20 protein-coding genes are annotated in these 19,688 nt (G+C 69.9%); 13 read left to right on the top strand and 7 right to left on the bottom strand.

The window, feature by feature from the left end; genetic code table 11:
• The first annotated feature begins 145 nt into the window (after nt 1-145).
• From RNB18_RS40420 to RNB18_RS40450, 7 genes are all read left to right on the top strand, one after another.
• Nucleotides 146-658 (top strand): 2-oxo-4-hydroxy-4-carboxy-5-ureidoimidazoline decarboxylase, encoded by a 513-nt coding sequence (locus RNB18_RS40420; RefSeq protein ID WP_311719103.1) that lies wholly within the window; start codon nt 146-148, stop codon nt 656-658.
• A 201-nt stretch (nt 659-859) separates the two neighbouring features.
• Nucleotides 860-1,240, top strand: coding sequence for a succinate dehydrogenase, cytochrome b556 subunit (gene sdhC, locus RNB18_RS40425; protein WP_007384241.1), 381 nt, complete (start codon nt 860-862; stop codon nt 1,238-1,240).
• A gap of 5 nt (nt 1,241-1,245) precedes the next feature.
• The gene (locus tag RNB18_RS40430; protein ID WP_057607755.1) at nt 1,246-1,728 is read left to right on the top strand and encodes a succinate dehydrogenase hydrophobic membrane anchor subunit; all 483 of its coding nucleotides are present in this window, start codon (nt 1,246-1,248) and stop codon (nt 1,726-1,728) included.
• A gap of 19 nt (nt 1,729-1,747) precedes the next feature.
• Complete coding sequence (gene sdhA, locus RNB18_RS40435; protein WP_311719105.1) at nt 1,748-3,502, top strand: succinate dehydrogenase flavoprotein subunit; 1,755 nt, start codon at nt 1,748-1,750, stop codon at nt 3,500-3,502.
• Nucleotides 3,502-4,281, top strand: a complete 780-nt coding sequence (locus RNB18_RS40440) for a succinate dehydrogenase iron-sulfur subunit (RefSeq protein ID WP_057607757.1) — start codon at nt 3,502-3,504, stop codon at nt 4,279-4,281. Before sdhA ends, RNB18_RS40440 begins: the two co-directional genes overlap by 1 nt.
• Before the next feature lie 127 nt (nt 4,282-4,408).
• Nucleotides 4,409-5,194 (top strand): hypothetical protein, encoded by a 786-nt coding sequence (locus RNB18_RS40445; protein WP_311719106.1) that lies wholly within the window; start codon nt 4,409-4,411, stop codon nt 5,192-5,194.
• A 245-nt stretch (nt 5,195-5,439) separates the two neighbouring features.
• Nucleotides 5,440-6,582 (top strand): M48 family metallopeptidase, encoded by a 1,143-nt coding sequence (locus RNB18_RS40450; RefSeq protein ID WP_311719107.1) that lies wholly within the window; start codon nt 5,440-5,442, stop codon nt 6,580-6,582.
• A gap of 21 nt (nt 6,583-6,603) precedes the next feature.
• Here RNB18_RS40450 and RNB18_RS40455 read toward each other — a convergent pair whose 3' ends face one another.
• Genes RNB18_RS40455 through RNB18_RS40470 form a run of 4 tightly spaced genes read right to left on the bottom strand, consistent with a single transcriptional unit; the run spans nt 6,604 to nt 10,358 of the window.
• Nucleotides 6,604-9,066 carry a DUF4132 domain-containing protein gene (locus RNB18_RS40455; RefSeq protein WP_311719108.1) on the bottom strand — a complete coding sequence of 821 codons (2,463 nt, stop codon included), beginning with the start codon at nt 9,064-9,066 and terminating at the stop codon, nt 6,604-6,606.
• Nucleotides 9,067-9,068: 2 nt separating this feature from the next.
• Nucleotides 9,069-9,461, bottom strand: coding sequence for a hypothetical protein (locus RNB18_RS40460; RefSeq protein WP_266560454.1), 393 nt, complete (start codon nt 9,459-9,461; stop codon nt 9,069-9,071).
• A 50-nt stretch (nt 9,462-9,511) separates the two neighbouring features.
• Nucleotides 9,512-9,952 carry a DUF2752 domain-containing protein gene (locus RNB18_RS40465; protein WP_311719109.1) on the bottom strand — a complete coding sequence of 147 codons (441 nt, stop codon included), beginning with the start codon at nt 9,950-9,952 and terminating at the stop codon, nt 9,512-9,514.
• Complete coding sequence (locus tag RNB18_RS40470) at nt 9,924-10,358, bottom strand: TM2 domain-containing protein (RefSeq protein WP_311719110.1); 435 nt, start codon at nt 10,356-10,358, stop codon at nt 9,924-9,926. Before RNB18_RS40470 ends, RNB18_RS40465 begins: the two co-directional genes overlap by 29 nt.
• A 126-nt stretch (nt 10,359-10,484) precedes the next feature.
• On the opposite strand from RNB18_RS40470, the gene RNB18_RS40475 reads away from it, so the two are divergent.
• The 4 genes from RNB18_RS40475 to RNB18_RS40490 all read left to right on the top strand — a co-directional run bounded on the left by RNB18_RS40475 (nt 10,485) and on the right by RNB18_RS40490 (nt 12,687).
• Nucleotides 10,485-10,895, top strand: coding sequence for a VOC family protein (locus RNB18_RS40475; RefSeq protein ID WP_311719111.1), 411 nt, complete (start codon nt 10,485-10,487; stop codon nt 10,893-10,895).
• Between the two features lie 117 nt (nt 10,896-11,012).
• Nucleotides 11,013-11,408: a hypothetical protein gene (locus RNB18_RS40480; protein WP_020118685.1), complete on the top strand. Its 396-nt coding sequence runs from the start codon at nt 11,013-11,015 to the stop codon at nt 11,406-11,408.
• Nucleotides 11,405-11,923 (top strand): thiol-disulfide oxidoreductase DCC family protein, encoded by a 519-nt coding sequence (locus tag RNB18_RS40485; protein ID WP_311719112.1) that lies wholly within the window; start codon nt 11,405-11,407, stop codon nt 11,921-11,923. The genes RNB18_RS40480 and RNB18_RS40485 overlap by 4 nt, the downstream gene beginning before the upstream one ends.
• Before the next feature lie 11 nt (nt 11,924-11,934).
• On the top strand, nt 11,935-12,687 hold the full coding sequence (locus RNB18_RS40490) for a TetR family transcriptional regulator (protein ID WP_059204795.1): 753 nt from the start codon (nt 11,935-11,937) through the stop codon (nt 12,685-12,687).
• Nucleotides 12,688-12,692: 5 nt separating this feature from the next.
• On the opposite strand, the gene RNB18_RS40495 is transcribed toward RNB18_RS40490, so the two are convergent.
• On the bottom strand, nt 12,693-15,104 hold the full coding sequence (locus RNB18_RS40495; RefSeq protein WP_311719180.1) for an MMPL family transporter: 2,412 nt from the start codon (nt 15,102-15,104) through the stop codon (nt 12,693-12,695).
• Between the two features lie 166 nt (nt 15,105-15,270).
• On the opposite strand from RNB18_RS40495, the gene RNB18_RS40500 reads away from it, so the two are divergent.
• Nucleotides 15,271-15,972, top strand: a complete 702-nt coding sequence (locus tag RNB18_RS40500; RefSeq protein WP_007384225.1) for a response regulator transcription factor — start codon at nt 15,271-15,273, stop codon at nt 15,970-15,972.
• Nucleotides 15,969-17,429, top strand: coding sequence for a sensor histidine kinase (locus RNB18_RS40505; protein WP_311719114.1), 1,461 nt, complete (start codon nt 15,969-15,971; stop codon nt 17,427-17,429). Before RNB18_RS40500 ends, RNB18_RS40505 begins: the two co-directional genes overlap by 4 nt.
• Before the next feature lie 18 nt (nt 17,430-17,447).
• On the opposite strand, the gene RNB18_RS40510 is transcribed toward RNB18_RS40505, so the two are convergent.
• Together RNB18_RS40510 and RNB18_RS40515 are read right to left on the bottom strand one after the other, a co-directional pair.
• Nucleotides 17,448-17,846 (bottom strand): ATP-binding protein, encoded by a 399-nt coding sequence (locus tag RNB18_RS40510; protein WP_311719115.1) that lies wholly within the window; start codon nt 17,844-17,846, stop codon nt 17,448-17,450.
• A 142-nt stretch (nt 17,847-17,988) separates the two neighbouring features.
• Nucleotides 17,989-19,542 (bottom strand): ABC transporter substrate-binding protein, encoded by a 1,554-nt coding sequence (locus RNB18_RS40515; protein WP_311719116.1) that lies wholly within the window; start codon nt 19,540-19,542, stop codon nt 17,989-17,991.
• Between the last annotated feature and the right edge of the window lie 146 nt (nt 19,543-19,688).

The following is a 19,688-nucleotide window of genomic DNA, read 5'->3' on the forward strand; positions in this document are numbered from 1 at the left end:
TAGGGCCTTGTGAGTGAGGACCGCGTCCTCCAACCATGCCGAAACGCCCCCGTGCGGGTGAAAATCGGGCATCCGTCGGACAGGTCACGTCCACTCTCGATAACGTGATGTCACACCGCTCACAGCTTCCCCTGCCGAAACACACGTGACGCCCACACATTCTCCCGGCCGACCGGCCATACCGTGCCTGCCCACTGTCCTGGACGCCTTCAACATCGCGCCCACCGACGAGGCCAGGCTCCTTCTCCTGGACTGCCTGCGCAGCCTCCGCTGGGCGGAGCGGGTCGCGGCCCACCGCCCCTATCCGACCGTGGACGCCCTGCTGGCCGCGTCGGACGAGGCGGCGTACGACCTGACTGTGTCGGATCTCTCCGAGGCCCTGGCGGCAGAGACGCTGCCCGTGGTGCCGGAGGGGGCGTATTCCGCAGCCCACATGGCTATGGACGCGGCCCACGCGGCCTACGAGGCCCGCTTCGGCCACGCCTTCGTCATCTGTCTGGACGGCCTGCCCGCCGCTGAGGCCTTGGACCATGCACTGGCAGGCATCCGGTCACGATTGGCAAACGATCCGGAGGAAGAACGGGTGGTGGCGGCAGAGGAACTCCGCCGCGTCGCGAGAGGCCGGTTGGTGTCTTCCCTCAGGGGCGCGGGGCTGTAAGTCGGCACATAACCGCCGTGACCACCCCATTAGCCGTCGAGTACCCCCATCTGCGTGCCACTTTGATCACACAGGTAGGCCCCGGGTAAGCCCAGCGGCAGCGCATCGCTACGATGCTGGGGGCCGGTGGACCGTACCCGGCCGGGCCGACCGACAGCACAAGCCGGCAGGCCCCGACACCCCGCTCCCGGAGGGACTTCCGTGCCGGCTGGAACGCTGTACCGCGGCCGGGAAGGAATGTGGTCCTGGGTGGCTCATCGAGTCACCGGCGTCCTCATCTTCTTCTTCCTGTTCGTTCACGTGCTGGACACCGCTCTCGTCCGTGTCTCCCCCGAGGACTACGACAAGGTCGTAGCCACATACAAGACCCCGCTCGTCGCGTGTCTGGAGTACGGCCTCGTCGCGGCCATCCTCTTCCACGCTCTCAACGGCCTGCGCGTCATCGCCGTCGACTTCTGGTCGAAGGGCCCGCGCTACCAGAAGCAGATGCTCTGGTCCGTCGTGGGCCTGTGGGTCGTGCTCATGATCGGGGCGATCTACCCCGTCCTCGGCCACGCCGCTCGTGAACTGTTCGGGAGCTGACACCGATGGCGACCACTGAAACCACCGCTTCCGGCATCGGCCCCGTAGAGGGCGACTCCGGCTACGGCGTCGACAACCCGGCGCCCCTCATCGAGGCCCCGCGCAAGCGGACGAAGAAGACGCCTCGCTCCACTCGCGGCAACTTCGAGATGGCCGCATGGCTGTTCATGCGTCTGTCGGGTGTCGTGCTCGTCGTCCTGGTCATCGGCCACCTGCTGATCCAGCTGGTGCTGGACGGCGGTGTGTCGAAGATCGGCTTCGCGTTCGTCGCGGGCCGCTGGGCATCCCCGTTCTGGCAGGTCTGGGACCTGTTGATGCTGTGGCTCGCGATGCTGCACGGCGCCAACGGTCTGCGCACGATCATCAACGACTACGCGGAGCGCCCGAACACCCGCCTGTGGCTCAAGGGCCTGCTCTACACCGCCACGGTGTTCACCATCCTGCTCGGCACGCTGGTGATCTTCACCTTCGACCCGAACATCCGCTAGGCACGGGGCTGCGAGAATCATGAAGATCCACAAGTACGACACCGTCATCGTCGGCGCCGGTGGCGCGGGCATGCGCGCGGCCATCGAGTCGACGAAGCGCAGCCGCACCGCGGTGCTGACCAAGCTCTACCCCACCCGCTCCCACACGGGCGCCGCGCAGGGCGGCATGGCCGCCGCGCTGGCGAACGTGGAGGAGGACAACTGGGAGTGGCACACCTTCGACACGATCAAGGGCGGTGACTACCTGGTCGACCAGGACGCCGCCGAGATCCTGGCGAAGGAGGCCATCGACTCGGTCCTCGACCTGGAGAAGATGGGCCTGCCGTTCAACCGCACGCCCAACGGGACGATCGACCAGCGCCGCTTCGGCGGTCACAGCCGTAACCACGGCGAGGCCCCGGTCCGCCGTTCCTGCTACGCGGCCGACCGCACCGGCCACATGATCCTCCAGACGCTGTACCAGAACTGCGTCAAGGAGGGCGTGGAGTTCTTCAACGAGTTCTACGTCCTGGACCAGCTGATCACCGAGGTCGACGGCGTCAAGAAGTCGGCCGGTGTCGTCGCGTACGAACTGGCGACCGGCGAGATCCACGTCTTCCAGGCGAAGGCCGTGATCTACGCGTCCGGCGGCTGCGGCAAGTTCTTCAAGGTGACGTCCAACGCGCACACGCTGACCGGTGACGGCCAGGCCGCGGTCTACCGTCGCGGGCTGCCGCTGGAGGACATGGAGTTCTTCCAGTTCCACCCGACCGGCATCTGGCGCATGGGCATCCTGCTGACGGAGGGCGCCCGCGGTGAGGGCGGCATCCTCCGCAACAAGGACGGCGAGCGCTTCATGGAGAAGTACGCGCCGGTCATGAAGGACCTCGCGTCCCGTGACGTCGTCTCCCGCTCCATCTACACCGAGATCCGGGAGGGCCGCGGCTGCGGTCCCGAGGGCGACCACGTCTACCTGGACCTCACCCACCTCCCGCCGGAGCAGCTGGACGCGAAGCTGCCCGACATCACGGAGTTCGCCCGTACCTACCTCGGTATCGAGCCGTACACGGACCCGATCCCGATCCAGCCCACCGCGCACTACGCGATGGGTGGCATCCCGACGAACGTCGAGGGTGAGGTGCTCGCCGACAACACCACGGTGGTCCCGGGCCTGTACGCGGCCGGCGAGGTGGCCTGCGTCTCGGTCCACGGTGCCAACCGCCTGGGCACGAACTCGCTGCTGGACATCAACGTGTTCGGCAAGCGGGCCGGTATCGCCGCCGCCGAGTACTCGCAGAAGGCGGACTACGTCGAGCTGCCCGAGGACCCGGCGCGGCTGGTGCTCGACCAGGTGGAGCGGCTGCGGGACGCGACGGGCACCGAGCGGGTCTCGGTGATCCGGCGTGAGCTGCAGGAGACCATGGACGCGAACGTCATGGTGTTCCGCACCGAGCAGACGATCAAGACGGCGGTCGAGAAGATCGCCGAGCTGCGCGAGCGCTACCTGAACGTCTCGATCCAGGACAAGGGCCGGCGTTTCAACACGGACCTGCTGGAGGCGATCGAGCTCGGCAACCTGCTCGACCTCGCCGAGGTCATGGCGGTCTCCGCGCTGGCCCGCAAGGAGTCCCGCGGCGGTCACTACCGCGAGGACTACCCGAACCGCGACGACGTCAACTTCATGCGCCACACCATGGCGTACCGCGAGGTGGGCGACGACGGCGCCGAGTCCATCCGTCTCGACTACAAGCCGGTCGTCCAGACCCGCTACCAGCCGATGGAGCGTAAGTACTGATGGCAACCCCTGTTCTGGACAAGGCGGACGCGGCCGGCGAGCCCGAGCCCGGCTTCGCCGACTCCCCGTACATCACGGTCACCTTCCGCGTCCGCCGCTTCAACTCGGAGGTCTCGGCGGAGGCCACCTGGGAAGACTTCCAGCTGGAGATCGACCCGAAGGAACGTGTCCTCGACGCCCTGCACAAGATCAAGTGGGAGCTGGACGGCACGCTGACCTTCCGCCGCTCCTGCGCGCACGGCATCTGCGGCTCGGACGCGATGCGGATCAACGGCAAGAACCGTCTGGCGTGCAAAACGCTGATCAAGGACATCAACCCGTCGAAGCCGATCACGGTCGAGCCCATCAAGGGCCTGACGGTCCTGAAGGACCTCGTGGTCGACATGGAGCCGTTCTTCCAGGCGTACCGCGACGTGATGCCCTTCCTGATCACGAAGGACACGAACGAGCCGACCCGGGAACGCCTCCAGACGGCGGAGGACCGCGAGCGCTTCGACGACACGACGAAGTGCATCCTGTGCGCGGCCTGCACGTCCTCCTGCCCGGTCTTCTGGAACGACGGCCAGTACTTCGGCCCGGCGGCCATCGTCAACGCCCACCGCTTCATCTTCGACAGCCGTGACGAGGCGGGCGAGCAGCGACTGGAGATCCTCAACGACCGCGACGGCGTGTGGCGCTGCCGCACGACGTTCAACTGCACGGACGCCTGTCCGCGTGGGATCGAGGTCACCAAGGCGATCCAGGAAGTGAAGAGGGCGCTGATCACTCGGCGTTTCTGATCTCCGTTCTCCTACGGTGGGTTGGGCCCCGTTCCCCGGTTCGCGCCGGGAGCGGGGCCTCACTCATTCCCGGCCAACTCCCGTGTGGCCACTGTGACTTGTGGGGCCTGAGTTGCAGACTGTCCTCATGGCACTCCTGAGGAAATCCGCCGCCGCGCTGTGCGCCGCCGCAGCGGTACTGCTCGCGATACCCCCCACTGCCTCCGCGACCCCCGCTCCCCACGGAACTCTGGCCCGGGAGAACTTCGACCGTCTCCCCCTCGGCCCGGTCACCGAGGGGCGCGGCTGGACCACCGACACGGCCGACGGCACGCTGGCCGTCGCCCCCAGCGCCACCGGGCACGGGCGTGAGCTGCGGATTCGTACCGAGGGCAACGGTCGGGCCTTCCTTGTGTTCGATGAGCTCTCCCCGCCCGGCAACAGCTTCTGGGGGCGGGTGCGGCTGCGGGTCGGGGGGTTCCCCACGGCGCCCGACTGGGCGCACTGGACCATCGCCGAGGCGTCCGGGGCGGGCTCGCCGACGCTGGTGCGGCCGCTCGGTGGGCAGTACGCGCCGACCGACGGCGCCAACTTCTGGGGCGTCGGGTCCGATCTCGGGCCCACCGGGGACTGGACCTCCTGGAAGACCTCCTCGCCGGCCGTCGGCGGGGCCTGGCAGTGCGTCGAGTTCCATCTGGACGCCACCGACAACCGGGTCACCGTGTACCTGGACGGCGTGGAGCAGTCCGAGCTGACGGTGTCCACCAAGGTGCACGGGGGGACCGCGGACGACTTCGTCTTCCCCGCCTTCGACAAGCTGAAGCTGGGCTGGCAGCTCTATCAGGCCGACCCGACGCCGTCGTCGTACGACATCCGTATGGACGACATCGCGCTCGGCACGCGGCGCGTGGGCGGCTGCGGAAACGGAGGCTGAACCCGGGATTGCGCCCGGTGTTCCGGGCGTGATCCACTTCGGCGGCCATGAACTGGGGGGCCTCTGGGGAGGGGCCGGGGGACAGGGAGGCAGCGGTGCGTACCGCTGGAGAAGAGATCGTGTCGTCGTGCCCGCAGTGCGGGGTGGAGATCCGTACGGACAGACGGTTCACCACGTGGTGTGCCGCCTGCGAGTGGAACGTGGACCCGTAGGGGCCCGGCAAGGAGAAGCGCGGGCTGGACAGGGTGCGCCGCGGGCTGGCGCAGCGGTACGGCGCGCGGCTGTTCGACGAGCTGAGGGGCGGGGGCGGGAAGAGCAGCGGGAGCGGGAGCGGGCGTACCTGGTCCGGTCCGCTCGCCTACGCGCTCGCGCTCATCGTGCACGGGATGACCGTCGTCCTGGCCGCGGTCGGCCTGTGGGGCCTGGTCCGTGGCTGGGGCGGGCTCGGTATGGCGTTCGGGCTGTTCCTGTTGGCGCTGGCCTGGTCCCTGAGGCCGCGGCTGAACCGGCTGTCCGATGACGACCGCGTCCTGCTGCGAGGCGACGCGCCCGAGCTGTACGCGCTCGTCGACGAGGTCGCCGCCGCCCTGGGCACCCGGGACGTGGACGCCGTCGTCGTCGACGTCGAGGCCAACGCGAGTGTGACCCATCTCGGGCTGCGGCGCCGGCTCCTGACGCTGGGGCTGCCGCTGTGGGAGGTGCTGAGCCCCCAGCAGCGGATCGCGCTCCTGGGACACGAGCTCGGCCACTTCACCCACGGCGACACCCGGCACGGCATGGTCGTGGGAACCGCCTGCAGATCGCTGAGCACCTGGCTCTACTACGTACGGCCGATGCCGAACCCGAACGTGATCCAGGCCATCACCAACCTGGCCTGTGTCCCGCTCCGCCTGCTGATCACCGCCGTCATGGCGCTGCTCGACCTGCTGACCGCGCGGGCCTCCCAGCGCGGTGAGTATCTGGCCGACGGAGCGGCGGCCCGCATCGGGTCCACCGAGGGAGCGGTCGGTCTGATGGACCGTCTCATGGTCACCGACTCGATCGTCACCACCCTGCAGCGCGAGACCAACAGCCGCCGGCTGCGCCGGACGGGCCGGGGCGGCGAGCAGAACGCCGACGGCCTGTGGGAGGCGCTCGTCGCCCATCTGGACTCCGTCCCGGAGTCCGAGTTCGAACGCCGGCGCCGGGTCGGGGCACTGCGCGGCCACAGCGTCGACGCGAGCCACCCGCCGACCCATCTGCGCCGCCGGCTCCTGCTGGACGGTACGCCGGTGCCCGCCGCGGTGGCGGCGGACACCGCCCGGACCGAGCGCATCGCCGGTGAGCTGGCGGACGTACGCGGGACGCTGGCCCGCGAAGTCGTCAGGGACGGTTACGGAGATCTGTGACGGCCTCCCGGGTCGGGCCGGTCACAGCTGGCTCAGGATCGTCGGATCGGTGATCTTCGTGTCGTCCGCCAGCATCATCGCCTTGCTGAGGATGACCGCGAGCATGCGGTCGCCCTCGTAGGGGAGGTAACCGGCCTGCGGTGCCGACGGGTTGGACTTCGGGACGATGCACAGGTACTGGTCGTTCGGGGTGCGGAGGATGTTGCCCGAGCCGAGGTGGATCTTGTACGTGTGGCGGTCGCCCTTGACGTGGAGGAAGCGGCCCTCCAGGGTGCAGCGGTCGGCTATCGCGAGCCTCGGGATCAGGCGGTCCAGGAGGAGACGGCGAGTCTCGGCGCTCTGGTTGAGCTCTCCGAAGCCGTACGACGTCCAGTACTCGCGGAAACGGCCGCCGGGGCCGCCGTCCTGCCAGGTGGGGTCGTTGCCGATGCTGGCCACGCCGACGAACAGGTCCACGTCGCGCAGGACTTCGGACAGGACCAGGGCCGGAATCTCCGTCAGGGGCAGGGGGTCCACCGGCTCGGCACCGTCGCGCAGCCACATGCGGTACTCGCCGCCGGCGCAGTGCGCCCAGTTCTCCGGGGCGCCGATCGGGTAGAAGCGGACCTGGTCGGTGCGCAGGCGCAGGAAGGTGCCGGAGTCGGTGATGTCCGTGTAGTCCTCGCCGCCGTCGCCCTCGATCCAGTACTCGGCTCTCAGGCCCCAGCGCGGGAGGTCCCGGCTGGGCGGCGGGGCCTCGTCGTCGACGGCCAGGCGGAGTCTGTTGCGCCAGCCCCGGGCCGCCGCCAGGGAGTGGAACTGGTGCTGGCGCAGGACGTGGGCCGCGAAGCGGTTGGAGTAGGTGCCGGTGGTGCGCTCCGCGTCCGTCAGCAGGTAGACCTCTCGGTGGGCCTGCTTGAAGGGCTGGGTGATCTCGTGGCGTTCCAGCCAGTCGCGCAAGGCGACGATCTCGGCGGGGGTGTGGTCCACCGGGTGCCAGAGGCGGACTTCCGTGCCCGCGGTGACCGGGGTGTCCGTGACCGTGCGCAGGGAGCCGTCGGCGTATCCGGCCGTCGTGCCGTCGACGGTCCACAGGAGACGGCGGGCGAGGGTGCCGACGAGGGGGTGGTCGAGGTAGCGCTCGCGCCAGGTGGCGTAGGACCAGGTGCGGTCGGCCAGGAACTGGCGGTCCAGGCGCTCGCTCTGGGCCGAGAGCATCTTGTCGATGTCCTTGACGGCCGCCTTGAGCTCCTTCAGCTCCTCCGCGTGGTCGCGCCGTACGGCGGCGGGCACGCTCCTGACCGGCTTCCCGCTCGCGTTGCTCCAGGTCAACACGGCCTTGGAGCCTTGGACTTCGAGGACAGCCGTGTTCTCGCCGAGCCGGTGCTCCGCACGTCCGACCTCGGTCAGGCCGTATGCCGGTACAGCCAGTTCCTCGATCTCCTCGCGGCTGAGGCCCAGGGCGACGGCGCGTGCCTCCAGGGCCGCGTCGAGCAGCTTGGCGGTGTTCTTGTACGTCACCCGGGTGGCCAGGCGGGCCAGTTCGGCGAGGGCCGCCTCGCTGTCGATGCGGGCGAGGGCGTTGACACCGGCGTTGGCGACCTTCGGGTTGCGCGGTCCGAGGCCGGCGACCTTCTTGAGGGAGGTCTCGACGAGGACGCCGAGGGCGCGGGCGGTGTCGGGGTGCGCAGGGAGGAGGGAGAGGAGCCAGGCGAGGCCGCGGAGGGCGTTCGCGTTGTAGGGGTCGTAGGCGCTGTTGACGTCGGGTTCGTACCTCCCGCGTTCCAGCTCGAAGGTGCGGGGGCGGCCGGCCAGGGCGAGCCAGCGGATCACCGCCTCACGGACGCGGTCGGGACCGAGCGGGTCGAGCAGGCCGGCTGCCTGCTTGTCCCACTTGGCGGAGGGCTTGGCCGCGGTGGCGGTCGTCATGTGGGTCAGGAGTTGCTGCCAGGCGGGGCCGGTCTCCCGCAGGGCTTCCTCGGCCCATGCCTCCCCGACGTTGAGGGGCGGTTCGGTCAGCTTCTTGGCCGTCCTGGGCAGGTCCTCGTTCTGGTAGGCGTGGAGGACGGAGCGGCGGACCGTGGCGACGACTGCGGGCGCGATCGGGCGGCCCGCGGCCAGCTCGGCCTCGATGAGGTTCTCGTAGCGGGCGCCGTACCAGAAGGAGTGCTGCCGGGAGATCCCGTCGAGCAGGGACAGGCGCTCCGCGGTCAGGCGGTCGTGGGGTGGCAGGTCGCGGGAGACGATGCCCAGCAGGATCAGCGCGTTCTGCCGGGCGTTCGGCCCCGCCTGCTCCGAGTGGTACTGCGTCACGAGGCCGTCGGCGACCCGTGACCGCGCGTCCGGCGGCAGTTCGAGCAGCCGGGCCAGCACGCCGTCCCACAGGCCGGTCCAGTTGCCGCTGTTGGCGACCGCGGCCTTGAGCAGGTCGGCGGCGAGCTCCTCCAGGTCACCGTCGGCGGCCCGCTGCCGGATCAGGTCCTTGTACTTCTGGATCTCCCCCATGGTCAGCCACCCACCAGCGGGACGAGCTTGAGGAAGGTGACCTCGGTGCCGAGCACGAGGTCGATCTCCTCGTCGAGCTCGGTCACCTGACGGTCGCCGACCAGCACCAGGAAGCCGTTGCCCGCGAAGGCCTTGAGGGCGAGCTCGGTCTGGGTCTCGGGGTCTATGCGGCGGGGCGTGCGCAACGCGTAGCCGTTCAGCACGCGTTCGGTGTTCTCGGGCTGGACCAGACCCTGGAAGACGGCGGGCGTACGCGCGTTGTACTCGGCGACCTCCTGGAAGACCCGGCGGCGGATCAACTCGCGCACGGCGAGCCGCTCCTCGGCGATCTCCAGACCCCAGCCGTCGCTGCGGCTCCCGCTCGTCGTCTCGTCGACGAACATCACGATTCCCATACCGAAGACAGTACGAGGCGCCACTGACAACGGCCCCGGTCCGGAGTGGGTCACACGATGTTGCGGACCACCGTCCAGGCCACGGCCACCGCGAGGACGACCACCTGTGCCCGGGGGCTCAGCGTGGGGCGCCAGCGGCGGCCGCGCAGGCCCTCCCACGCCCAACGGCCCAGCAGGATGAGGGCGTACGGCGCGGCGAGCAGGAGAGCCCGGTTGTCCACCCACGCTTCGGTGAAGTGGCCGTGCATCAGGTCGTACACCATGCGGGTGCCGCCGCAGGCCGGACAGAGCAGGCCGGTGAGCATGCGGAACGGGCACTGCGGCAGGAGGTGGCCGGGGTCGTGCGGGTCGGTGCGGTAGAGGTACACGGCACCGGCGGCTCCCGCGGCGAGCACCGCCGCGGGTGCCGCCGCGGGGTGGCGGAGCGGGGAGCGCCGTACGGAGGCCGCGGCGCCCTCCGCCCTAGCTTCGGAGGATCCGGCCGTGTTCATCGGTGTGGTCGTTCCCGGTGAGCAGGAGGATGCCGTCGATCAGCGACCAGACGCCCAGGCCGCCGCAGGTGAAGAGCTGAGCGAGTCCCATCCCGACGTTGCCCAGGTAGAAGCGTCCTACGCCGAAGCCGCCGAGGGTGAGCTGGAGGATGCCCGCGATGACCTTCGACTTGTCGGAGTACGGCCGTCCGTACGGGTCGTAGCCGTAGGGGGCGTTGGGGTCTCCCGTGTACGTCCCGGGGGGCGGGTAGTAGCCCGGCGGCGGGTAGCCAGGAGGCGCGTACCCCGGGGGCGGGTATCCCGGCGGCGGATAGCCCTGCTGCTGTTGGTATCCCTGCTGCTGTTGGCCTTGCCCGCTGTCCTGCTGTTCGTGACCGTGCTGTTCGTGACCCGGCTGCTCGCTCAAGGGGGACTGCTCCTGGGGACCTAAGCGGGAGGACCCGCGAAAAAAAGACAATGAGCCCGGTCATCATGCACGACGGACACCGCGTCGCAGAAGCCCGTTCGGTCAGCCCCGGCTTAATCTGACGACATGTCAGATGACCAGTCGTACGAACTGCTCGGTTTCGACAACGTGCTGCTGCCCGTCGGGGACCTCGGCGAGGCCGTCTCCTTCTACGAGCGCGCGGGCTTCACGGTGGGCTTCCGGCTCGACGAGGCCGGGATCGCGCTGCTGAACGTCGGCGGCGAGACGCCCGGGATCCTGCTCCGGCAGGAGGAGGCACTCGGGCACCGGCCGCCGCCGTGGCCCGCCACGCGCGTGTGGCTGGAGGTTCCGGACGCCAGGACCGCCGCGCGGGAGCTGCGTGCGGCCGGCCTCGAACTGCTCGACGAGCCCTTCTCCGTGGCCACCGGCTGGACCGTCGAGGTCGCCGACCCCTGGGGGAACGTCCTCGGGTTCACCGACTACACCAAGCGTCCGGAGCTCGGTCGGCGAGCTTGAGGAGTCGCGGCCACGCACGTGACGCAGGCCTCTCCGTCAGCGAGTTGAACACGTTCAAAAGTAGGTCTAGAGTCTCTCCCGTCAGCGTTTTGAACGCGTTCAAGAAGGGGGAGGCGCATGGACCGCACGGTCGTCGCCTACGTCATCTACCTCGTCGTCAGCATTGCCCTGACCGTCTGGGTGGCCCGCACGCTCAGCAGGAACGGGCGGATCTTCCTCGCCGACGTGCTGCGCGGGAACGAGAAGCTCGCCGAGGCCGTCAACCACCTTCTGGTGGTCGGCTTCTACCTCGTGAACCTCGGCTTCGTCGCGCTGTACCTCAGCGGCGACGGGACGATCGAGGACACGCGCGGCGTCTTCGAGGCCCTGTCGACCAAGCTGGGCGTGGTGCTGCTGGTGCTCGGAGTGATGCACCTGGCCAATGTGTACGTCCTCAACCGGATCCGCAGGCGGGGCGCCATGGAGCGGGAGCAGGTGCCGCCGGTCGCGCCGCAGGACTGGGTCCGGGCATGACAGGCCCGACAGGTACCACGGGCGGTGCGGGCGCCCCGGCGGACCGCACCCCGGTCCGCCGGCTCACCGTCCTGTACGACGCCGACTGCTCCCTGTGCGCCTTCCTGCGCGACTGGCTCGTACGTCAGCCGCAGCTGGTGCCGCTGGAGTTGGTGCCGGCCGGGTCGCAGGAGGCCCGGCTGAGGTTTCCCGGACTTGATCACCGCGCCACCCTGGAGGAGATCACCGTCGTCGGCGACGCGGGGCAGGTCTACCGCGACACCGCCGCCTGGATCGTGACCCTGTGGGCGCTGCGCGAGCACCGGCCGCTCGCTCACCGGCTCAGCACCCCGTCCGGGGCACGGCTCGCGAGGGGCGCGGTGCTCGCCGCCGCGAAATGGCGGGGCGCGCAGTGGCAGGGCGGTCAGTGGGGCGGCCCGGCGTACCGCCGCTCGGAAGGCTGGGCGTACGACCCCGGCCGGGGCTGGGTCCACACCCCACCGGGGTGCGACAGCGGCGGCCGCGCCACTGGTTAGGCTCTCTTTCCGTGCCTGCGAACAACGACGGCCCCGACGAGGGCAGTACCCCGAGCAAGTCCGAACAGACGAGCAAGTCCGAGCAGACGCGCGCGCTGATCCTGGAGACGGCGATGCGGCTGTTCCAGGAGCGGGGGTACGACAAGACGACCATGCGGGCCATCGCCCAGGAGGCCGGGGTCTCCGTCGGCAACGCGTACTACTACTTCGCGGGCAAGGAGCACCTGATTCAGGGCTTCTACGACCGGATCGCCGCCGAGCACCAGGCGGCGGTCCGGGAGGTCCTGGCCCGGGAGAGCGACCTGGAGGCGCGGCTCGCGGGCGTACTGAAGGTCTGGCTGGACATCGCGCAGCCGTATCACGAGTTCGCGGTGCAGTTCTTCAAGAACGCCGCCGATCCAGACAGCCCGCTCAGTCCGTTCTCGCCCGAGTCGGAGCACGCGCGCGTGGAGGCGATCGCCGTACACCGCGAGGTGCTGCGGGGCGCGACGAGGACGAAGGTGCCCGAGGAACTCAGGGACATCCTCCCCGAGTTGATGTGGCTGTCGCAGATGGGGCTCGTCCTGTACTGGATCTTCGACCGCACGGAGGGCCGCGAGCGGAGCTACCGGCTCGCCGAGCGGGGCGCCAGGCTCACCGCGAGGGGCGTGTCGCTGGCCCGGTTCCGTGTGCTCAGGCCGCTCGTACGGGAGGTGCACGAACTGTTCACGGACTTCCTGCCGGGGATGACGAAGGTGATGCCGGACCCCGGCAGGAAGGCGTAGTCAGGTCAGTTGACGGCGTCGACCTCGCCCTCGACCAGTTCGACGTCGTACACCAGTGGCCCCTCCCCCACGACGACGTGCCGCGCGCGCGAGCCGTACGCCGGGGCCGTGGTCGCCAGGAGGTACGTCCCGGGTGCCGGGACCGAGACGATGTACGAGCCGTCGGCCAGCGACTCCACCCGGTCCAGTTGACGGCCCCCGGCCGACAGCAGCGAGACGGCCGCGCCCGCCACGGGCTCCCCTTCCGCCGTGCGGACGAAGCCGTGGACGGCCGACGCCGGGCCGCCGCTTGAGGGAGCCGCCGTGGCCGGAGCCGCCTCCTCCTTCGGCTCCACCGCGAGGTGCGGCAGCCGCTTCTCCAGCCACTGCGGCAGCCACCAGTTGGAGTCGCCGAGCAGATGCATCGCGGCCGGCACCAGGGCCGTGCGCAGGATGAAGGCGTCCAGGGCGACCGCGGCGGCGAGTCCCACACCGGCCATGGCGGCCCCGTAGTCGCCGCTGAGCACGAACGCCAGGAAGACGCAGACCATGATCAGGGCGGCGGAGTTGATGACGCGGCTGGTCTCGGCGAGGCCCACGCGCACCGCGCGCGCGTTGTCCCTCGTGTGCACCCACTCCTCGTGCATCCGGCTGACCAGGAACACCTGGTAGTCCATGGAGAGGCCGAACAGGAGCGACAGCATGATGATCGGAAGGAAGGCCGCGATGGGGCCCTCCTTGCCGAGGCCGAGCAGGTCGAGGCCCCAGCCCCACTGGAAGATCGCGACCAGGACGCCGAAGGAGGCGGCGGCCGCGATCAGGTTCATCAGGGCGGCCGTGAGCGGGACCACCACCGAGCGGAAGGCGATCAGGAGCAGCAGGAAGCCCAGGCCGATGATCGTGGCGATGAAGTACGGCAGCCGGTCGGCCGTCACCGACGCGAAGTCCTTGGAGACCGCCGTGACGCCGCCCACGTGCGCCTCTACGCCCGCGTCCGGGATCACCTCGTCGCGCAGGGTGTCGATGAGTTCGTCCGTCTTCTTGGCCTGCGGTGAGGTGGTCGGGACGACCTGGATGACCGTGACGCCGTTGGCAGGGGGCGCGGAGCCCGCCTGGGCCACGCCCTCCGTCTGCCGGATCGCCGTCACCAGGGACTCGCCCGCGTCACCCTTCACGACGACCTGGAGCGGTCCGTTGAAGCCGGGGCCGAAGCCCTCGGCGAGCAGGTCGTACGCCTTCCTGGTCGTCGACGAGGCATCGTCGTTGCCCTGGTCGACGGTGCCGAGGCGCAGGGACAGGAGCGGGAGGGCGAGCACCGCCATCACGGCGACCGCGAGAACCGCCACCGCGCGCGGGCGCCGTTCCACGGTCGCGGACCAGCGGGCGGCGAGACCGCTCGGACGGTCCGTGTCGGGTCCCTGCGCGGCCAGCTTGCGCCGCTGGCGGCGGCTGAGCACCCGGTGGCCCAGGAGGCCGAGCAGCGCGGGCAGCAGGGTCACGGCCGCGAGGACGCTCAGGACGACGGTCAGTGAGGTGCCGATGACCACGCCGTCCAGGAAGCGCAGGTTGGTCACCAGCATGCCGGCCAGCGCGATGCACACGGTGCCGCCCGCGAACAGCACGGCCCGCCCCGAGGTGTTGAGGGCGGTGACCGCCGCCTCCTCCGGATCGAGGCCGCGTTGGATGCCCTTGCGGTGCCGGGTGACGATGAACAGGGCGTAGTCGATGCCGACGCCCAGGCCGATCAGGGTGGAGAGCAGCGAGGCGAGTTCGGGCACGTTGGTGACATGGCTGATCAGCGTCGTGGAGAACACGCCGGTGCCCACGCCGAACAGGGCGACCAGGATCGGCAGCAGCATCGCGAAGAGCGAGCCGAAGGCCAGGAACAGCACGACGGCCGCCGCGAGGATGCCGACGATCTCGGCGGTGCCGGTGGGCGGCTCCTGGACGCGCGTGATGGCCTGGCCGCCCAGTTCGACCTGGAGGCCGTCACCGCGCGCGTGCTCCGCCGCGTCGACGACGTCCTGGACCAGGTCCTTCGGTACCGCGTTCGCCTGCTCGGCGAAGGTGACCTGGGCGTAGGCGATCCGCCCGTCCTTGCTGATCTGCGCCGCGCCCTGTGCCCCGTACGGGTCGGTGACCTCGCCGACGCCCTTCATCGCGCCGATCTCCTTCAGCGCGGGCTCGATCCGGGACCGTACGGCCTGGTCCCGTACCGATCCCTCCTCGACCTTCCACACCACGGTGTCGGTGTCGCCCGCGCGCTCCGGGAAGGCCTTCGCCATCAGGTCGTACGCCGTCTTGGAGTCCGTGTTGGGCAGCGAGAAGACGTCCGCGTAGTTCGTGCCCGCGGACGTACCCGCCGCGCCCAGCCCGAACAACGCCCCCACCCACAGCAACAGGACCACCAGCCGGTGCCGATAGCACCAGCGTGCCAATACCGCCACGCTCCACACTCCCCTGTCGGTCGTCGGTCGGTCCCCCAGGTCCTCGCAACAGGATTGGCGGTGGCACACGCGCGTGGACATGAGGCGCCCATGACTCTCAAGGAACTCCAAAGAGCGAACCGGCCCGACTGTCAGTGGCCCGGCCGATACTGGGGTCATGACTGGGGGAGAGACGAAGAGTCCGGGCACCGTGCTGGTGGTGGAGGACGAGGAGAGCATCGCCGACGTGCTCGCCATCGCCCTGCGCTACCACCGGTTCGAGGTGATGGTGGCGGGCTCCGTCCGTGAGGCGCTCGCGCTCACCGACCGCACCCGCCCGGACGCGGCCCTGCTCGACGTGATGCTGCCCGACGGCGACGGCCGCGCCCTCGGCCGTGAGCTGCGCGAGCGGCGGCCCGATCTGGCTCTGGTCTTCCTCACCGCGCGGGACTCTCCCGCCGAGATCGTCGGCGCGCTCGGCTTCGGCGACGACTACATCACCAAGCCGTTCAACATCGACGAGGTCGTCGCCAGGATCACCGCGGTCCTGCGCCGCACCCGCCCGGCCGACGTCCTGCCCCAGCGGCCGCCCCTGCGCTACGGCGACCTGGAGCTGGACGAAACGACGTACTCGGTGCACCGCGACGGCCGCACGGTCCAGCTCACCCCCACCGAATACGCACTCCTGCGCTTCCTGGTGCGCAACGGCGGCCGGATCGTGCCCAAGGAGCAACTCCTGCGCCATGTCTGGCAGTACGAGCACACCCCGCCCGAGTCGACCGTCGTCGAGACCTACATCAGCTATCTGCGACGCAAGCTGGACGCCCTGGGACCGCCGGTGATCACCACCCGGCGGGGTGTCGGGTACGGGCTCGCATGAAGGTCCGCCTGCCTCGTTTCCGACACGGCATCCACTCGCTGCGCGGCAAGCTGACGCTGGCCAATGTGGCGCTGCTCGCGATCGGCATCGTCGCCGCCACCGCCGTGAGCGTGATGGGCATGCGGTACTACCTGCTCGACCAGATCGACAGTGAACTCCTCAAGACCCGGGATTCCCTGGGCGGTTCGCAGATCACCCTGCGCGAGATCGACTCGCTGAGCATGCTGGGCTTCGTGCGCGACCGGCTCATGCCGGCACAGCAGGAGTCGAGCGATGAGCGCTCGACGGAGACCGTCTTCGCGGTCGTCGACCGCACGGGCGAGCCGATCAGCATCCTCGGCTTCGATCCGACCGAGGCCCAGCAGAGCCTGGCGGAGGCGGCCGGAGAGCCGCGCGCGCTCGCCGCCGACTCCGAGCCGCACGACGTCACTCTGGACGGCTCCACCTACCGCGCCACCGCGGCCCGGCTCGGCGACGGCTCCTACGCCCTGCTCGCCGCGCCCACCGACGTCCTGCACCAGGGCGTCGCCAAGGCCGTCCGGCTCGACCTCGCGATCGGCACCCTGCTGCTCGCGCTGCTGGCCTGTCTGACGATGTTCAGCGTCCGGCGCCGGATGCGGCCGCTGGAGGACATGGTGGAGACCTCGTCGGCGATCGCCGAGGGGGATCTGACCCGGCGTGTCCCCTCCAGCCGCGAGGCCACCCTGGAGGTCGAGCAACTGCGGGTCGCCCTCAACTCCATGCTCCACCAGGTCGAGTCGGCGTACCGCACGCGCGAGCAGAGCGCGGCCCAGCTGCGCAGCTTCGTCGCCGACGCCTCGCACGAACTGCGCACCCCGCTGTCCGCCATACGCGGCTACCTCCAGCTGTACGACAAGGGCATGCTGTCCGACCCGGACGACCGCAAGCGCGCCTGGGCCCGGGTGCTCGCGGAGACCGACCGGATGGGGCGGCTCGTCGACGAGCTACTCACCCTCGCCCGCCTCGACCAGCAGCCCGAACTGCGGTTCAGGAACGTCGACCTGAGCCGGCTGGTACGGGACGCGGCCGAGGATCTGCGGGTGCAGCAGCCCGGCCGGCCCGTCGAGGTCGCCGCCGAAGGCTCGCTGCTGGTGCGGGCCGACGAGTCGGGGCTCAGACAGGTCCTGGGCAACCTGGTGGCCAACGTGCGCACGCACACGCCCCCCGAGGTGCCGGTGCGGCTGGGGGTGGAGCGCGAGGAGGGGGTCGTACGGCTGTGTGTCGCTGACGAGGGTCCGGGGCTGCACGCGGACGACGCGGCGCGCGTCTTCGACCGGTTCTTCCGGGTCGGCGGCGGCGCGGGCAGCGGCCTCGGGCTGGCGATCGTGCAGGGCGTCGTGCGGGCCCACGGCGGCGAGGTGGCGGTCCGCACGGCCCCGGGCGAGGGGCTGGCGGTGACGGTCAGTCTGCCGGCGCGGGTGTCCGAGGGTCAGTGACCCCACGCGTACGTCCGCTCAGTCGGCCGCCACCAGGGCCCACACGGTCTTGCCGTGCCGCCCCCGGCTCCACACCCCCCACGCGGCGGCGGTGTTCTCCACCAGCTGTAGACCGCGGCCGGTCTCCTCCCATGCGCCGACCACCCGCAGCCGGGGTTCCAGCCGGCCCTCGTCGGAGACCTCTATCAGGCAGGAGCCGTCCGCGAGGGCGGTCACCGCGACCTCGAACTCCCGCTCCAGGAGCGGCCCGTGACGCACCACGTTGGTGGCCAGTTCCGAGACCAGCAGCACCGCGTCGGACAGCGCCGGATCGTCCGGTCCGTGGCCCCAGTCGGCCAGATGGTCCCGGACCCGCCGCCGGGCGAGACCGACGGAAGCCGGATGCCGGGGCAGCCGGAAGGAGTTGCGTCTCAACACGTTTGCTCCTCACCCCGCGCACACCTCCGTCACATGGTGCTGCGTTGAGTGGCTGCCCGGCGTCACTCGGGCGAATGTCAGTTCCAAGGAAATGCGTCGGATACGGCGCGATGACGTCGGGATCAGATCCGGGACGTCGGCATCAGATCCAGCTGAGGCGCCAGAGGCGGAAGACTCCGGTGCCGTCCGAGAGGTACTGGCCGCCACCGACGTCCTCGCTGGTCACCACGTAGTCCTTGGCCTGCCACAGCGGGATGACCGGGACATCGCGGGCGACGTCCGCCTGGAGGTCGCGGAAGTCCTGCCCTGCCTCGGCGCGGTCGGCGTACCGCTGACTGTCCTGAATCAGATGGTCGACCTCGTGGCTGCTGTAGCCGGTGTTCATGGTGCCGTCGGTGCCGACGAGCGGGGAGCCGTAGGTGTCCGGGTCGGGGTAGTCGGCCACCCAGCCCACCGCGTAGGCGTCCAGCTTCCCGCTCGCCCAGCGTTTTTGGAAGTCGGTCCACTTGTAGCCCTTGAGCGTCACCTTGAACAGGCCGCTCGCCTCCAGCTGCTTCTTGAGCTCCTTGGCCTCCGCGGCGGCGGAACCGCTGGTGAGGCCGTAGCCGTAGGTGAAGCTGACCGGGGTGGTGACGCCGGCCTCGGTGAGCAGGGCGCGCGCCTTCTTGACGCTCGGCTCCGAGTAGGTGTCGAAGAACGACGTGGTGTGGCCGGTGATGCCGGTCGGGATGAGCGAGTAGAGCGGGTCGACGGTCCCCTCGTACACCGAGGCGGCCAGCTGCTCGCGGTTGATCAGCCAGGCCATGGCCTGACGCACCTTGGGGTCGTGCAGGGGCTTGCCCGCGCGGGTGTTGAGGTAGAGATTGCGGATCTCGGAGCTGTCGGCCTCCGAGACGCGCTGGCCGGGGTCGCTCGGGTTCAGTCCGGCGAGGACATCGGGCGGCAGCTGGCGGTAGGCGACGTCGATCCGCTTCGCCTTCCAGGCACTGTTCAGCTTGTCCGAGTCGCCGTAGTAGTCGAGCTCGACGGGGCGTCCGGTGCTGTCGATCTCGCCCTTGTAGTCGCCGTTGGGCGCGAGGACCGCCTTCTTGCCCTTCGTATACGTCGTCAGTTCGTACGGCCCGGTGCCGTCGACGCCGTTGTCGGTGCGCAGCGAGTTGGCGGGGTACTTGGTGCTGTCGACGATGGCACCGGCTCCCGTGGCCACCTTGAACGGGAAGGTGGCGTCGGGCGAGGACAGCCGGAAGGTGACCGTCCGGCCACTGGCACCGACCGACTGCAGGGTACTCAGCAGCGAGGCCGGGCCGACATCCGAGTTGATCTTCTTGACCCGGTCGAAGGAGTACTTGACGTCCTTGGCGGTCATCTCGCGGCCGCTCGGGAAGGTGAGACCCTCGCGCAGCACGCAGCGGTACGTGCGCAGATCACTGCCCTCGAACCCACAGCTCTCGGCCGCGTCGGGCACGGGTGTGGCACTGCCCGGCTCGAAGGCCAGCAGTGACTGGAAAACGTTGTTGAACAGCGCCCAGGAACCGGCGTCATAGGCGCCGGCCGGATCGAGTGAGGTGACTTCGTCCGTCGTCCCCACCTTGATCGTCCTGCCCGCCCCTTCGGACGGGAGCAACTGCCAGCCGCCTACTCCCACGACCCCCAGAACAAGCAGCGTCGCGAGAATCCGCACGCGAACCGACCGCATCGGTTTGCCCTCCCCGGACCCCATGGGTCCCAGTGCACATGCCACCCCCTAGTGGCGCGGATCACCTAATCACAGGTGTTTCACCTGGGGGAAGAGGGATTTGTCGAGTTGGGCAAGACGTTACCGCAAGGGGTTTCGGCCATGTT

The sequence above is a fragment of the Streptomyces doebereineriae genome, assembly GCF_031845645.1.
Taxonomy (GTDB): Bacteria; Actinomycetota; Actinomycetes; order Streptomycetales; family Streptomycetaceae; genus Streptomyces; species Streptomyces canus.